The 15,638-nt window shown below is 62.3% G+C and carries 13 protein-coding genes; 5 read left to right on the top strand and 8 right to left on the bottom strand.

Annotation, left to right across the window (positions count from 1 at the left end; translation table 11 throughout):
* Window positions 1-324: 324 nt before the first annotated feature.
* Window positions 325-3,126: a M16 family metallopeptidase gene (locus tag EYW45_RS08390; protein ID WP_161135395.1), complete on the top strand. Its 2,802-nt coding sequence runs from the start codon at window positions 325-327 to the stop codon at window positions 3,124-3,126.
* Here the strand turns inward: EYW45_RS08390 and dnaJ are convergent.
* The 6 genes from dnaJ to hrcA form a co-directional block, all read right to left on the bottom strand.
* The gene (gene dnaJ, locus EYW45_RS08385) at window positions 3,119-4,249 is read right to left on the bottom strand and encodes a molecular chaperone DnaJ (RefSeq protein ID WP_161134918.1); all 1,131 of its coding nucleotides are present in this window, start codon (window positions 4,247-4,249) and stop codon (window positions 3,119-3,121) included. The genes EYW45_RS08390 and dnaJ overlap by 8 nt on opposite strands.
* A 129-nt stretch (window positions 4,250-4,378) precedes the next feature.
* Complete coding sequence (gene dnaK / locus EYW45_RS08380; RefSeq protein WP_161134917.1) at window positions 4,379-6,304, bottom strand: molecular chaperone DnaK; 1,926 nt, start codon at window positions 6,302-6,304, stop codon at window positions 4,379-4,381.
* A gap of 84 nt (window positions 6,305-6,388) precedes the next feature.
* The gene (locus tag EYW45_RS08375; protein WP_161134916.1) at window positions 6,389-6,793 is read right to left on the bottom strand and encodes a YbbN family protein; all 405 of its coding nucleotides are present in this window, start codon (window positions 6,791-6,793) and stop codon (window positions 6,389-6,391) included.
* Window positions 6,794-6,803: 10 nt separating this feature from the next.
* Window positions 6,804-7,382 carry a nucleotide exchange factor GrpE gene (grpE, locus tag EYW45_RS08370; RefSeq protein WP_161134915.1) on the bottom strand — a complete coding sequence of 193 codons (579 nt, stop codon included), beginning with the start codon at window positions 7,380-7,382 and terminating at the stop codon, window positions 6,804-6,806.
* Window positions 7,383-7,453: 71 nt separating this feature from the next.
* Window positions 7,454-8,533 (bottom strand): ferrochelatase, encoded by a 1,080-nt coding sequence (hemH, locus tag EYW45_RS08365; protein ID WP_161134914.1) that lies wholly within the window; start codon window positions 8,531-8,533, stop codon window positions 7,454-7,456.
* 8 nt (window positions 8,534-8,541) lie between these two features.
* Window positions 8,542-9,546 (bottom strand): heat-inducible transcriptional repressor HrcA, encoded by a 1,005-nt coding sequence (gene hrcA, locus EYW45_RS08360; RefSeq protein WP_161134913.1) that lies wholly within the window; start codon window positions 9,544-9,546, stop codon window positions 8,542-8,544.
* Between the two features lie 116 nt (window positions 9,547-9,662).
* Between hrcA and EYW45_RS08355 the strand changes: the two genes are divergently transcribed.
* Together EYW45_RS08355 and recN are read left to right on the top strand one after the other, a co-directional pair.
* Window positions 9,663-10,571, top strand: coding sequence for an NAD kinase (locus EYW45_RS08355; protein ID WP_161134912.1), 909 nt, complete (start codon window positions 9,663-9,665; stop codon window positions 10,569-10,571).
* A 6-nt stretch (window positions 10,572-10,577) separates the two neighbouring features.
* The gene (gene recN / locus EYW45_RS08350; RefSeq protein WP_161134911.1) at window positions 10,578-12,218 is read left to right on the top strand and encodes a DNA repair protein RecN; all 1,641 of its coding nucleotides are present in this window, start codon (window positions 10,578-10,580) and stop codon (window positions 12,216-12,218) included.
* Window positions 12,219-12,343: 125 nt separating this feature from the next.
* Here the strand turns inward: recN and fur are convergent, their stop codons facing one another.
* Window positions 12,344-12,787 (bottom strand): ferric iron uptake transcriptional regulator, encoded by a 444-nt coding sequence (fur, locus tag EYW45_RS08345; protein WP_161134910.1) that lies wholly within the window; start codon window positions 12,785-12,787, stop codon window positions 12,344-12,346.
* A 105-nt stretch (window positions 12,788-12,892) separates the two neighbouring features.
* Between fur and EYW45_RS08340 the strand changes: the two genes are divergently transcribed.
* Both EYW45_RS08340 and dapB read left to right on the top strand, forming a co-directional pair.
* On the top strand, window positions 12,893-13,414 hold the full coding sequence (locus EYW45_RS08340; RefSeq protein WP_161135394.1) for an outer membrane protein assembly factor BamE: 522 nt from the start codon (window positions 12,893-12,895) through the stop codon (window positions 13,412-13,414).
* 91 nt (window positions 13,415-13,505) lie between these two features.
* Window positions 13,506-14,297, top strand: a complete 792-nt coding sequence (gene dapB / locus EYW45_RS08335) for a 4-hydroxy-tetrahydrodipicolinate reductase (protein ID WP_161134909.1) — start codon at window positions 13,506-13,508, stop codon at window positions 14,295-14,297.
* Window positions 14,298-14,452: 155 nt separating this feature from the next.
* Here the strand turns inward: dapB and murB are convergent, their stop codons facing one another.
* Window positions 14,453-15,520, bottom strand: coding sequence for a UDP-N-acetylmuramate dehydrogenase (murB, locus tag EYW45_RS08330; RefSeq protein WP_161134908.1), 1,068 nt, complete (start codon window positions 15,518-15,520; stop codon window positions 14,453-14,455).
* Between the last annotated feature and the right edge of the window lie 118 nt (window positions 15,521-15,638).

Raw genomic sequence — 15,638 nt, 5'->3', positions numbered from 1 at the left:
TAGAGCGCGAGCAGCGTCGGAAGACGGTGTATGCCAACAGCAGGAATTTTGGACTGCGCCTGGATGCCCTAGAGCGGCGGCGCACCTGCTAGAAAGACCGGCGCTGAATGCCAATTCAGGCTACTCAATCCCGGGCGGTTCGGCTAGCTGTAACCGTATCGAGACAATTCAGCCACCGGGCTAAGGAAATATTTCGGCATATAGCGCAACAAAATAAAGAGTCTGAGCGGGAATCTTTTCACGCTTCGCCACATGAATAAAGCGAACGGAAGTCGCCGTATACACTCCAAGCACATACGTTCTCTCGGAATTCGATTCATGCCACTGTCCTTTGCCGTGCTGGTGCGCCGTTTATCGGCGGCCTTCGTTGCCACGTTTCTAGGAGGTTCCGTCATTGCGGCGGAAGTGCCAACCGGTATCACGCAAGGCCCCGCGGTCGAAGGCGTGACCGAATACCGGCTCGAAAACGGCTTGCGGATACTGTTCGCACCCGACGCCTCCAAGCCCACCACGACGGTCAACATGACCTACCTGGTCGGCTCGCGGCACGAGAACTATGGCGAAACGGGCATGGCGCACTTGCTGGAGCACCTGCTTTTCAAGGGCACGGCCACGACCCGCAATGCGCTGGGCGAAATGTCGCGCCGCGGCCTGCAGGCCAACGGCTCAACCTCCAGCGATCGCACCAATTACTACGCCAGCTTTGCCGCCAATAGCGAAAATCTGGAGTGGTACCTCGGTTGGCAAGCCGATGCCATGGTCAATTCGCTGATTGCGCGCGAAGACCTGGACTCTGAAATGACCGTGGTCCGCAATGAGATGGAAAGCGGCGAGAACAATCCTTTCCGCGTGCTGATGCAGCGCATGGAAGCGTCGGCCTACGAGTGGCACAACTACGGCAAGAGCACGATTGGCGCACGCTCGGATGTGGAGAACGTCGACATCGGGCGCCTGCAGGCGTTTTATCGGCTGTATTACCAGCCTGATAATGCCGTATTGATCGTGACCGGGAAATTCGACCCCGCAGCCACGCTCAAGACCGTGGCACAGGCCTTCGGCAAGATTCCGCGTCCCGAGCGCACGCTTCCCCGGCTCTATACCGTCGAGCCCGTGCAGGATGGCGAGCGCAGTGTGACGCTGCGCCGCGCGGGCGGCGTGCCGATCGTCGCAGCGATGTACCACATCCCGTCGGCCGCCGATCCCGCCTTCGTACCGTTCGATCTGGCCAATACGATTCTGGGCGATACGCCGTCCGGCCGCCTGTATCACGCCATGGTGCCCACGAAGGAAGCCGCCAGCGTGTTCGGCTACACGATGACGCAGTTCGACCCCGGCATGACACTGTTCGCCGCGCAGCTCGAGCCTGGCATGGATGCCGACCGCGCACTCAATACGCTGACGACAACGCTGGAAAATCTGTCGGCCAAGCCGTTTACGAATGAAGAGCTCGAGCGCGCCCGCAGCAAGTTCATGACGAGTTGGCAGCGTATTTATAGCGATCCCGAGCAGGTTGGTGCGGCATTGTCGGAGTCGGTGGCTGCGGGCGACTGGCGCCTGTTCTTCCTGCATCGCGATCGCGGCCGCGATGCCAAGCTCGAAGACGTGCAAAACGCCGCCAATCACTATCTCCTGCAAAGCAACCGCACCTCGGGCCGCTATATCCCGACGGTCAAGCCGCCCCGCGCGCCGGCAACCACAGCAGTCGATATCGACGCGCTGCTGAAGGACTACAAGGGTGACCCCGGCTTCGTGGCCGTGGATGCCTTCGATCCCACACCGGACAACATCGATCGCCAGACGCGCCGCACCCAGCTCGACCTGCCCAACGGCCCGGTGTACTTGAGCCTGCTGCCCAAGCCCACGCGCGGCAACATCGTGCAGGCCCGCCTGCTGGTGCAGTCCGGTGAACTCGATCAGTTCCGCGGCAAGCGCACGACCGCCATGGCGATGGCCGATCTGCTCGAGCGCGGCACGCCTACCCTTACCCGCCAACAGATCCAGGATCGCTTCGATCAGTTGCAAGCCGAGGTGTCGATCGGCGGTATGGCCGGCAATCTGCAGGTGTCGATGACCACCACGCGCGAGCATCTGTCCGAGTTGACGGCTTTGGTACTGGACATCATTCGTCAGGCCAACTTCCCACAGGATCAGATCGACGAGTATCAGCGCCAGATGGCCAGCAGCATCCAGCAAAGCATGACCGAGCCGCGCTCGGTGGCCGCGCGGGCGCTGGGCCGTTACGCCAATCCGTATCCTAAGGACGATGTGCGCTACATGCCGAGTTTCGAGGAGTCGCTCGAGAATGTACGCGCCGTGAATCGCGAAGCGCTGCAGGCCTTCCACGACCAGTTCGTGGGTACCGGGTCGGTGTACTTCACGGCCGTAGGCGCGTTCGACCCCGAGGCGATCCAGACCACGTTGAAGGCCGGCCTGGCCGACTGGAAACGTGCCCCGACCTATACGCGCATCCCGAGCCCCTACAACGCCGTTGTACCGAAGGCCTTCGACGTCAACACGCCGGACAAGGCCAATGCCTTCTTCCTGTCGCGCGTGCCGATGAAGCTGCAGGATACGGATCCCGACTATGCCGCCCTGTACGTGGCCAACTATCTGCTGGGCGCGTCTGAAACGTCGCGCTTATGGAACCGGGTACGCGAAAAAGAAGGCTTGTCCTATACCGTGCGCAGCGACCTCTCCGTGTCGTCGTTCGAGCCGGACGCCAACTGGACGATCTATGCGATCTACGCGCCTGAGAACCGCGAACGTCTGCAACGTGCCGTGAATGAAGAGCTGGCGCGCGCCGTCAAGGAAGGATTCACCGCCGAAGAAGTGAAGGACGGCATCGCCTCGTTGCTGAGCTATCGCCGTCTGGCCCGCTCGCAAGACGACGTGCTCGTGTCCGCCTGGCAGGGCTATCGCGTGCAGCAACGCACGTTTGCCTGGTCGGCCGAGATGGACGAAAAAATCGCCGCGTTGACTCCGGAGAAGATCAACGCGGCGTTGCGGTCGCATTTGAAGCCTGAAGACTTCAGCAGCGTTTATGCGGGTGATTTCACACGCGCCCAAGCGGCCAAGCCCGCGCAGGCCGAAAAGCCTGCACCGGCCGGCCAGCCGAAGGTCAACTGAAGAATTCCTTCACGCGGTCCGTCCAGGACTTGCTCTGCGGCGAGTGGCGATCGCCACCGTCGTTGAGCGAGGCCTCGAACTGACGCAGGATGACCTTCTGTTCTTCGCTGAGCTTGACCGGCGTTTCCACCGCCACATGGCAGTACAGATCGCCGGGATAGTTGCCGCGCACGCCGCGGATACCCTTGCCGCGCAGACGAAACACCTTGCCCGACTGCGTGCCGTCGGGAATCGTGATCTCGGCCTTGCCGGTGAGCGTGGGCACTTGCAGATCGCCACCCAATGCTGCCGTGGTAAACGGAATCGTCAGCTCGCAATGCAGATCGTCGCCGTCGCGCTGGAAGATCTTGTGCGGCTGAATGTGCACTTCCACATACAGGTCGCCTGACGGACCGCCGTTCACACCCGGTTCGCCGTTGCCGGACGAGCGGATGCGCATGCCGTCGTCGATGCCGGCCGGAATCTTGACCTGCAACGTCTTGTTCTTGCGCACACGGCCTTCACCGCTGCACGCCGTGCACGGATCGGTGATCTCCTTGCCGTTGCCATGGCAAGTGGGACACGTCTGCTGCACGCTGAAAAAGCCTTGCTGCATGCGTACCGTACCGGCGCCACCGCACGTGCGGCAGGTTTTCGGCGTGGTGCCCGGCTTGGCACCCGAGCCATGGCACACCTCGCAGTTGTCCCAGCTGGGCACGCGAATCTCAGTGTCGAAACCATTGGCCGCCTGCTCGAGCGTGATGTCCAGCGCGTACTTGAGATCGGAACCGCGATACACCTGCGGGCCACCGCGGCGGCCCTGTCCTGCAGCCCCCCCGAAGATCTCGCCGAAGATGTCGCCAAAAGCATCGGCAAAGCCGCCGCCCATGCCCGCGCCGCCCATGCCACCGGCATTGGGGTCCACACCGGCATGCCCGAAGCGGTCGAACGCGGCGCGCTTCTGCTCGTTGGTGAGGATTTCGTAAGCCTCGTTGGCTTCCTTGAATTTTTCCTCGGCCTCTTTGTTGTCCGGATTGCGGTCCGGATGGTATTTCATCGCCAGCTTGCGATAGGCCTTCTTGATGTCTTCGTTCGAGGCGTTCTTGGCGACGCCCAACACCTCGTAATAATCACGTTTTGCCATAATCGTCCGCCCCGCGATCGGGGCACTCTGTCGTGTCGCAGCGCCATAGACGCTGACAGGGGCTAAAAAGCGCGCGCCCGGCAACCGTCAAAAACGGGCCGGGCGTGCGCATGGGTCAGAGCATGACCATTACTGGTCGCGCTTGACTTCCTTGAAGTCGGCGTCGACGACGTTGTCGTCGGCCGGTTGCGCCTGCGCACCTTCAGGTTGGCCGCCGGCCGCTTGCTGCGCTTGCATGTCGGCGTACATCTTCTCGCCCAACTTCTGCGAGGCCGTCGACAGGGCTTCGACCTTGGCGTCGATGGCCGGCTTATCGCCGTCCTTCAACACGTCTTCGAGGTCCTTGATGGCAGCTTCGATCGTTTCCTTCTCGCCCGCTTCCAGCTTGTCGCCGTATTCGGTCAACGACTTGCGGGTGGCGTGCACCAGCGCATCGGCCTGGTTGCGCGTTTGCGCCAATTCGGCCAAGCGATGATCTTCTTCCGCGTTTTGCTCCGCGTCCTTGACCATGCGCTGGATCTCGTCTTCGGACAAACCGGAGTTCGCCTTGATCGTGATCTTGTTTTCCTTGCCGGTGCCCTTGTCCTTGGCCGACACGTGCAGGATGCCGTTGGCATCGATATCGAAGGTCACTTCGATCTGCGGCGTGCCGCGTGCCGAGGGCGGGATGCCTTCGAGGTTGAATTCGCCCAGGCCCTTGTTGCCGGCGGCGATTTCGCGCTCGCCCTGGTACACCTTGATGGTGACCGCGGGCTGGTTGTCATCGGCCGTCGAGAACACTTGCGAGAAGCGCGTCGGGATGGTCGTGTTCTTCTGGATCATCTTCGTCATCACGCCACCCAGGGTTTCGATACCCAGGGACAACGGGGTCACGTCCAGCAGCAGCACGTCCTTGCGGTCGCCCGAAAGCACCGAACCTTGAATCGCAGCGCCGGCGGCAACTGCTTCATCGGGGTTCACGTCCTTGCGCGGATCCTTGCCGAAGAACTCTTTGACCTTTTCCTGCACCTTAGGCATGCGCGTCATGCCGCCGACCAGGATGATGTCGTCGATATCCGACACCTTCACACCGGCGTCCTTGATCGCGATGCGGCAAGGTTCGATGGTACGGGCAATCAAATCCTCGACCAGCGACTCGAGCTTGGCGCGGGTGATCTTCAGGTTCAAGTGCTTCGGACCGGACGCGTCGGCCGTGACGTACGGCAGATTGATTTCGGTCTGCTGCGTCGACGACAGTTCGATCTTGGCCTTTTCAGCCGCTTCCTTCAGACGCTGCAGTGCCAGCACATCCTTGGACAGATCTACACCTTGCTCTTTCTTGAACTCGGTGATGATGTAATCGATGATGCGTTGGTCGAAATCTTCGCCGCCCAGGAACGTATCGCCGTTCGTGGAAAGCACTTCGAATTGCTTTTCGCCATCGACGTCGGCGATTTCGATGATCGACACGTCGAACGTGCCGCCACCCAAGTCATACACGGCAATCTTGCGATCGCCCTTTTCCGACTTGTCCATGCCGAACGCCAGGGCGGCTGCCGTGGGCTCGTTGATGATGCGCTTGACTTCCAAACCTGCGATGCGGCCGGCGTCCTTGGTGGCTTGACGCTGGCTGTCGTTGAAGTAAGCGGGCACCGTGATGACGGCTTCGGTCACTTCGTGGCCGAGAAAGTCTTCGGCGGTCTTCTTCATCTTGCGCAGCACGTCGGCCGACACTTGAGGGGGCGCCATTTTCTTGCCGCGCACTTCCACCCAGGCGTCGCCGTTGTCGGCGCGCACGATGCCGTAGGGCATCAATTCGATGTCCTTCTGGACGGCTTTCTCTTCAAACTTGCGGCCGATCAAACGCTTGACCGCGTACAGCGTATTGCGGGGGTTCGTGACCGCCTGGCGCTTGGCCGGTGCGCCGACGAGGGCCTCGCCGTCTTCCATGTACGCGACGATGGACGGCGTGGTGCGCGTGCCTTCGGCGTTTTCGATGATTTTGACCTGGCCGCCGTCAAGCACCGCCACGCAGCTGTTGGTGGTGCCGAGGTCGATACCGATGATTTTGCTCATGATGGCTTTACCTTGAATCTCAAACTATGCGAAAAGGATTTAAAACTTCAGTCCCCATTTAATTGGGGTTGGGAGTAGGGCTTTTCAAGACGCCGAAGCGTCTTTTTGCGCATCGGCCTGCAGTTTCTGCACTGCCTGGGTGAACTGCGGCAGGCCCGGCCAGCCCGTAATCCGTCCCAGGCGCTTGCCCGAACGGAAAAAATAGAAGGCCGGCACGCCGTGCAAGGAAAACCGGCGGCTCAGTGCCGTATCGCTGTACACGTCGGCCTGAAACCAGGTGAGCCCGAGCGCAGTGAGCTGGGCGCGATAGTGCATGGCCGATTGCTTGAACAGATTGCAGTTGTAGCAATCGTGTCCCCACAAAAACACACACCGCAGATCGTCGCCCGGCGCACGCACCACTTGCTCGTCGAACCGGACATCGGCGGTTTCGCTCATCGCGAAGGCCTCGAAGACCGCGGTCGGGTCGAAAGCGGTGGGATCGGCCATGGCGCTCGCCTTATGCCTTGCCGGCCGACACGATCACCAACGCGGGCCGCAGCACGCGATCCGAGATCATGTAGCCTTTCTGCAGGGTCTGAACGATGGTGTTGGCCGGCTGATCGCCCGGCACCGACGAAATCGCCTGGTGCTTGTGCGGATCGAACTTGTCGCCCTGGGCCGGCTGCACTTCCGTCAGGCGGTTGCGTTCAAAGGCCGAGGACACCTGCTTGAGGGTGACTTCGACGCCTTCGCGCAGCGTATCCAAGGTTTGATCGGCCTGTGCCAGCGCGGCTTCGAGACTGTCCTTGACGGGCACCATGCTCTCGGCGAACGATTCGATGCCGAATTTGTGGGCCTTGGACACGTCTTCCTGGGCCCGACGGCGGACGTTTTCCGTATCGGCGCGGGCGCGCAACACGGCTTCCTTCTGCTCGGCCACTTCAGCCAACGCGGCATCCAACTGCGCTTGTAACAGCGCGATCGGGTCTTCGGCCGCATCGGCCGGCGCGTCGACAAAATCAGGTGCGTCGCCCTTCGGGTGGGCGTTGGGATCGGTCTCGGGCCGGGGATCGACCGGCTCGTGCGATGCCGTCATGGACTAGTCCTCCAGAATTCAAAAAAGCGGTTGGCCTGAATAATGGGGACGAGCGCAGGGTTTTCAAGGGGTCAGCCGGGCCAACCCTGCAGATGACGACGCACCACGGTCGTCAGGGCGCCAGCCCAGGCGGGATCGTCGTTGAGCGCGGTGATGTAACGGAACTGCTTGCCGCCGGCCTCCAGAAAGGCGTCGCGGCACTCCTCGCTCACTTCCTCGAGCGTTTCAAGGCAGTCGGCCAGGAAACCCGGGCACACCACATCGATATCGGTCACGCCCTGCCCCGCCAGCATTTTCAACGTGGGCTCGGTGTAGGGCTCCAGCCAACGGGCGGCGCCGAACCGGCTCTGAAACGTGACTTCGTACTGATCCGCAGTCAATGACAATGCGCGGGCCAATTGATGCGCACTCTGCATGCAATCGCGGTAATAGGGGTCGCCCATTTCGATCGAAGCGCGCGGCAGCCCATGAAAGCTCATCACAAGCTTTTGCGGACGACCATTGGCGTCCCAAAACGCCTGGATCTTGCCTGCCATGGCGCCGATGTAGCCAGGATCGTCGTGAAAACGCTTGATGAACCGCAATTCCGGCTGGTCGCGCAGCCGCGCCACATGGCCCGTCACGGCATCGACCACGGTAGCGGTCGTGGACGCCGCGTATTGCGGATACATCGGCACGATCAGAATATGCTCGCAGCCGCGTGCGCGCAGCTTGGTCATCGTGTCGGGAATCGACGGATTGCCGTAGCGCATCGCCAACTCGACTTCCACATCCAGGCCCGCCTGCGCCAGGTGCGTGCGCACCCCGTCCGTTTGCGACTGGCTGTAAACCAATAGCGGCGAGCCGCCGTCCATCCAGATGCCGGCATAGCGCGGCACCAGCCGCTTCGGACGCCCGGTGAGCACAAACAAATTGAGGATCGGCCACCACAGGTATTTCGGGATTTCGATCACCCGAGGATCGGACAGGAATTCGCGCAGATAGCGCCGAATGGCGGGCGCCGTGGCCTCGTCGGGCGTGCCCAGATTGACCAGCATGATGCCGACGCGCCCTACCGTACGGGGCGCGGGATGCTCATCGAAAGGGTCGGCCTGAGGGGTTTCAGGGAGGTAGCGCTCGGGCCAGAGATACTTGAACAGACGGAGGAACAAGAGAAACCTTATTGGTTGTGGCTGAGCGCGTTGGACAGCAATCGCGCGGTGATGTCGACGATGGGAATCACGCGTTCGTACGCCATGCGCGACGGTCCGATCACGCCGAGAGTGCCCACCACCTTGCCATCCACGCCATAGGGCGCGGTGATGACCGAGACGTCTTCGAGCGGCATCAATTGCGAGTCGCCGCCGATGTAAATCTGTACGCCCTGCGCGCGGCTGGACACATCCAGGAGCTGCAGAAGATCGGTTTTCTTTTCGAACAACGAGAACATCCGGCGCAGGCGATCCATGTCGGACGCGATATCGGTCACTTCAAGCAGCTTGCGCTCGCCGGAGATCACCACCGAATCGTTGTCGTCGAACGCTTCGGTTCCCGCCTCGACCGCGGCCTGCATCAACCCGGAGATTTCCTCGCGCAGTTGTGCGAGCTCCGTGGCCAACGTGCGGCGCACGGCGTCGAAAGATTTGCCGGCGAAATGCGCGTTGAAGAAATTGGCGGCTTCGAGCAGTTCGATCTGGGTGTAGTCGCGCTGCACAAACAGGATGCGGTTCTGCACATCGCCATCGGGCGTCACGATGATGAGCAATACCCGCTTGTCGGACAGACGAATGAATTCGACCTGGCGAAAGATCTGCGCGCGTTTGGGCGCCAGCACCACGCCGGCGAACTGCGTGAGGTTCGACAGCAAGGCGGCCGCCGCATTCACCGCACGCGAGGGCTCGGAAGCCGGCAGCATGTTGCGGATATGCGCCGGCTGGGCCTCGTACGAATGCACGGCCAGAAGCGAATCGACGAACACGCGGTAGCCGCGCGGCGTGGGCACGCGCCCCGCCGACGTATGCGGGCTGTGAATGAACCCCAGGCCTTCGAGGTCAGCCATCACATTGCGTATCGTGGCCGGCGACAGGTCGATCACCTTGGAAAGCGTGCGGGAGCCGACGGGCTGCCCATCGGTGATATAGCGTTCGATCAACGCCTTTAACAAAGCACGAGCACGGTCATCCATATCCGCTATTTTATGGAAAGAATCGCCCACAGTGCTATTTTTGTCAGATCGCCCTCTATCCGGCCCCATATAATCGGTCGCATACTCTCGTTTTGAGCCTTCCACCATCGTCGCCCATGCACTTTAAAACCGTTGCCTTGATCGGCCGCTATCAGGATTCAGGCATGGCCCTGCCCCTGCGGGCGATCGCCGAACGTCTGACCCAGTCGCACTGCCACATCCTGATCGAGTCGGACACGGCAGCCAATACCGGGATGGACGAGTTCGCCGTGGCGTCGATGCAGACCATCGGCGAGCGTGCCGATCTGGCCATCGTGGTGGGCGGGGACGGCACCATGCTGGGCGCGGCGCGGCATTTGGCGCCTTACGACATTCCGCTGGTCGGCATCAACCATGGCCGCCTGGGCTTCATCACGGATCTGCCGCTCGAAGACGCCAACGATGCGCTCGAACGCATTCTGGACGGCAGCTACGTGGCCGAGGAGCGGGTACTGCTGGAAGGCAGCGTGTGGCGCGGCGACGAAAAAATGTTCTGTGCCACCGCGCTCAACGATGTGGTGCTCAACCGCGCGGGTCGTGGGGGCATGATCGAGGTTCGAGTGGAGCTGGATGGCATCTACATGAACACGCAGCGCGCCGACGGCCTCATCATCGCCACGCCTACCGGTTCCACGGCCTATGCGCTCTCGGCCGGCGGCCCGTTGCTGCACCCGACCCTCAACGCACTGGTGCTCGTGCCCGTGGCACCCCAAACGCTGTCCAACCGCCCCATCGTGATTCCCGACACCGGCGAGCTCAGCATGACGCTTACCGCCATCGGCCGCGTTGAGCTGGGCGCTAGCGTGCACTTCGACATGCAGACCTGGTCGGACCTGCAACCGGGCGATCGCATCACTGTGCGCCGCAGCCCGCATACCGTGCGCTTTCTGCATCCCGAAGGCTATAGCTTCTTTTCCACGTTGCGCCACAAGCTGCACTGGAACCTGATGCCGCAAGCCCTCAGCAACACGGACGCTACCGACTGACACGACATGCTGCGCACCCTGCATATCCGTGACTTCGTCATCGTCGATCAAGCCGAAATCCACTTCGGCGACGGCTTCACCGTATTTTCCGGCGAGACCGGCGCGGGCAAGTCCATCCTGATCGACGCCCTTGCCTTGACCCTCGGCGGCCGCGGCGACGTGAGCATCGTGCGTGAAGGGGCACCGCGCGCCGACATCAGCGCGGTGTTCGACACACCCGATACGCTACGCGCGTGGCTCGCCGAACACGAGCTCGACCACGGCGACGAACTGGCGCTGCGACGCGTCGTCGACGCCCAAGGCCGCAGCCGTGCGTTCGTCAACGGCGTGCCGTCAACGCTGAGCCAATTGCGGGAGTTGGGCGACCAACTGGTCGACATCCACGGCCAGCATGCGCACCAGAGCCTGATGCGGGGCGATGCGCAACGCGATCTCGTCGATGCGCATGGCAATCATGCCGAGCTCGCCCGCGAGGTGGCGCAGGCGCACAAGCACTGGCGTGCGATGGCACGACGGCTCGAGCTTGCCGAACAGGATGCCGAGACGCTCAAGGCGGCGCGCGAACTGATCGCCTGGCAGGTCGACGCCCTGGATCAGCTCGATCTGCAACCGGGCGAGTGGGATGCCCTGCAGACTGAACAAACCCGTCTGGCCCATGCTCAAACGCTGCTCGATGGGGCCGCCCAAATTCTGACGGCCATCGATGGCGATGACGACAGCGCCCAGCATCGCGTGCAAGTGGCCGTCTCGAAACTCAATCAACTGTTGCGCCACGATCCGGGCTTGCAGAGCATTCACGACACGCTCGAATCGGCCGGCATTGCGTTGGACGAAGCGTCGTCGGAACTGAATCACTATTTGAGCCGGGTCGAACTCGATCCCGAGCGCCAGAACCAGATCGAAAGCCGTTTGTCGGCGGTGTTCGATGCGGGCCGGCTCCTGAAAACGCCGCCCGAAGGACTCGATGCCCTGCGCGAGCAGCGCCACGCAGAACTGGCCGAGATGGAAGCCTCCGCCGACGTCGCGAAACTGCGCCGCGAGGCCGACGCCGCGCGCACGTCATATGACCAGGCGGCCGAAAGACTGACCGCGGCGCGCGCGGGTACCGTGCAGAAGCTCTCGGCGCTGGTCACTGGCGCCATGCAGACGCTGGCCATGCAGGGCGGCCGTTTCGAGGTGCAATTGGTAAGCGGTGCACCCTCGGCGCACGGCAATGAGGATGTGGTGTTTCTGGTGGCAGGCCACGCCGGCACCACGCCCCGCCCGCTGGGCAAGGTAGCGTCGGGCGGCGAGCTGTCGCGCATCTCGCTGGCCTTGTCGGTGATTGCCAGCCGTGCGGCGCGCGTACCCACGCTGATCTTCGACGAAGTCGACAGCGGCGTGGGCGGTGCCGTGGCCGAAGTGGTGGGCCAACTGCTGCGCGAATTGGGCGAGCGTCATCAGGTGCTCTGCGTCACGCACTTGCCGCAAGTGGCCGCGTGCGCCTCGGCACATTTCCAGGTGAGCAAGGCTGAAACGGATGGGATCACCCGTTCGAGCATCGTGCCGCTATCGGAAAAGGAACGCGTCGAAGAAGTCGCCCGCATGCTGGGCGGCATCAAGATCACCGCCACGACCCGCAAGCACGCGCGCGAAATGCTCGGCTAGAGTTTCAGCTGGGGCCGCCAGGGGCAGCAACAGGGTCTGATGACGAGCCCCGGACCTGCGGGCTTGGGCTTACCGGCTCAGGCCTGCTGATCCAGGCAAGCCGGCTCAGCCTCACCAGCTCGGATCTATTGGCTCAGACCGCCGCGGGTGGCCGGACGCGAGCTGCAGTCGCTGCATACGCCGTACAACACCATCGCATGGCTTTCCAACGAAAAGCCGTTGTCTTTCGCGATCTTGTGCTGGCGACGCTCGATTTCGGTATCCGAAAACTCCACGACCGTGCCGCAATTGGTGCAAATCAGGTGATCGTGGTGATCGCCATCATTGAGTTCGAACACGGCCTTGCCGCTGTCGAACTGGCTGCGCGACAGGATGCCGGCCTGCTCGAACTGGGTGAGCACACGATAGACGGTGGCCAGGCCGATTTCGACGTTTTCGCCAATGAGGGCCCGATACACATCCTCGGCGCTGAGGTGACGTTCGCCGGATTTGCGGAAAATATCGAGGATCTTCAGGCGCGGGAAAGTGGCCTTCAATCCCATATTTTTCAATTCACTCTGGTCGCTCATGGTGTAATCGCAGTCTTTACTAAACCTTTATGATACCGTTTTATCGGTCTTTTTACGGGGGACTGCGTGTCCACGAATGCTTCCTATTACACCCGCCGCTGCGCGATTGCCGCTGTGCTCGGCGTCGCCTTGACGCTTTCCGGCTGCGCATCGGGCAAGTGGGGCTTCCCTTACAAGGCCCCCATCCAGCAAGGTAACTGGATCACCAGCGAGCAGGTCGCCCTGCTGCAACCCGGCATGACGCGCGAACAAGTGCGCTTCGCCCTGGGTAGCCCCACGCTCACCAGCGTGCTGCACGCCGATCGCTGGGATTACCCCTATTACTTCAAGCCGGGTTACGGCGACGCCGTTGAGCGCAAGTTCACCGTCTATTTCCAGAATGACGTGCTGGCACGCTGGGAAGGCGACCAGCAGCCCGCGCTGCAGCCGTTCCAGATGGGCCAGCAAAATCCCAAAGCCGATGAGCGTGCCGAAGAGCGATCGGCCCGCGAGACCGAACGTATTCGCGAAGATGCCGGACGTCAGGTCACGCCGCGTATCAATGTAGACGCCGTCACGGGCGACGGATCGGGCAATCCGAGCACGGTCCCCGCCTCAGTGGGCGGCCCGTCGCCGGCGCTGCCGTAGTGCGTGCCGGGCGGCACTGCCCGGCGCTCGTCGTTTCGCCAAGCGGGCGGCCATAGCGCCGCCCGATGTCATCTTATCGTTGGAGCGCAGTATGAAAATCGCCGTCGCAGGCGCCAGCGGCCGCATGGGCCGCATGTTGATCGAAGCCATCGTTAACGCCCCCGACCTGACCCTGGCCGCCGCGCTTGATCATGCCGGCAACGCCAATGTGGGCCAGGATGCCAGCGCGTTTCTGGGCAAGCCCAGCGGCGTCGCCATCACCGACCAACTGGATGCGCTGGCAGGTGCCGACTGCCTGATCGATTTCACCCGCCCGGAGGGCACACTCGCCCACCTGGACGCCTGCGTCAAGCATGGCGTACGCATGGTGATCGGCACCACCGGCTTCGACGACGCCGGGCGCGCCGCGATCGCACGCGCGGGCGAATCGATTGCCATCGTGTTCGCACCCAATATGAGCGTGGGCGTCAACGCCACGCTCAAGTTGCTCGATCTGGCGGCCCGGATGCTCAACTCGGGCTTCGATGTGGAAGTTTTCGAGGCGCACCATCGCAACAAGGTCGACGCGCCTTCTGGCACCGCGCTCATCATGGGCGAAACGGTGGCAAAAGCGTGGGACAAGTCGCTGGACGATATCGCTACCTGGTCGCGCGAAGGCGAAACCGGTCCGCGCGAAACCGGCACCGTCGGCTTCTCGGTGGTGCGCGGCGGCGATCTGGTCGGCGAGCACACCGTGTACTTTTGCGGCACCGGCGAACGCATCGAAATCACGCACAAGTCCAGCAGCCGCGCCACGTATGCAGAAGGCAGTCTACGCGCCGCCCGCTTCCTGAAGGACAAGCAGACGGGTGTGTTCGATATGCAAAGCGTGTTGGGGCTGTAAGCGAGCGCTCGCCGAGCGAGTCGTCATCGCGGTTGGCGTCCCCGCCGAGCCATCAGGACGGCGCGGTGTCGGTCATGGCGGTTTCAGGGTTCGCTTTCCAACCCACGTCACCACGACGGCTCACGGTTGGCTCGAATCGATGGGACGGCACGTGCTCAAGCTGGCGGCACCACCACGGGTTCCGGCTCGAGCATCACGCCGTAGCGCCCCATGACATCGTCTTGAATCGCGCGCGCCAACGCCAGAATGTCCCCGGCGCGCGCGCCGCCGCGGTTGACCAAAACCAACGCTTGGCGGTCGTGCACACCGGCCGCGCCAAGATCGCGGCCCTTCCAGCCGCATTGATCGATCAACCAACCGGCCGCAAGCTTGTAGCGCCCATCGGCCTGACGATAAGCCACCAAACCAGAGAATTTTTCGGCCAGCGCGCGGTGATGCTCGGCACTCACCCAAGGATTCTTGAAGAAGCTGCCGGCGTTGCCGATCCGGGCCGGGTCGGGCAGCTTGGCGCGCCGGATGGCGCAGACGGCATCGAACACCGCCTTTGCATCGACCGAGTCATCGGCAACCAGACGCGCCTCTTTCAATGCATGGAGATCGGGATAGTCCAGCATCGGCTGCCACGTTTGCGGCAATCGAAAACGCACGGCCAGAATCACCCATCGGCCTGCCGCATCGTGCTTGAAGCGGCTATCCCGGTAAGCCAGACCGCATTCTTTCGACGCAAGCGTCACAAGGGCCTGGGCATGCATATCCCACGCGACCACACTATGCAGGCGATCGACGAGCTCGATACCGTAGGCGCCGATGTTCTGCACGGGCGCCGCGCCGACGTTGCCGGGGATCAGCGCTAGATTTTCCAGCCCCCACCACCCTTGCGCCACGCAATAGGCGACCAGTGCGTGCCAATTCTCCCCGGCACCCGCCTCGACGATCCAATGCCCGTCATCCTCGCCCACCAGTGTCACGCCCTTGAAGGCCGGACGCACCACCACGCCACCAACCTCTTCCGGAAGCACCACGTTGCTGCCGCCACCCAACACCAGCATCGCACCGTGCAGGACGACCAGATCATGGAGCGCGGGCACCTGATTCGCTTGTTCGAGCGTGACGCATGCGCGTGCGTGGCTGCGCAATCCAAGCGTGTTGCAGGCCGTCAAATCGACCGGCTCGGCAACAAGCGCTGCGGATTTTGAAGATGTTTTCGACAGGGGTATTGACATGCAGCTACCAAGTTATGCTAATATCTTTTTCTTCGCTCAGTTTACTTGAACGAACAGCAAGACCGAGATCGAAGTTTGATCGCACTGCGCAGCAAATGCCAAGCAACAGCGAATAAAC

Origin of the sequence: Schauerella aestuarii, from assembly GCF_009866805.1 — a bacterium.
Taxonomy (GTDB): Bacteria; Pseudomonadota; Gammaproteobacteria; order Burkholderiales; family Burkholderiaceae_B; genus Schauerella; species Schauerella aestuarii.
This window is presented reverse-complemented; position numbering and strand designations above follow the sequence as displayed.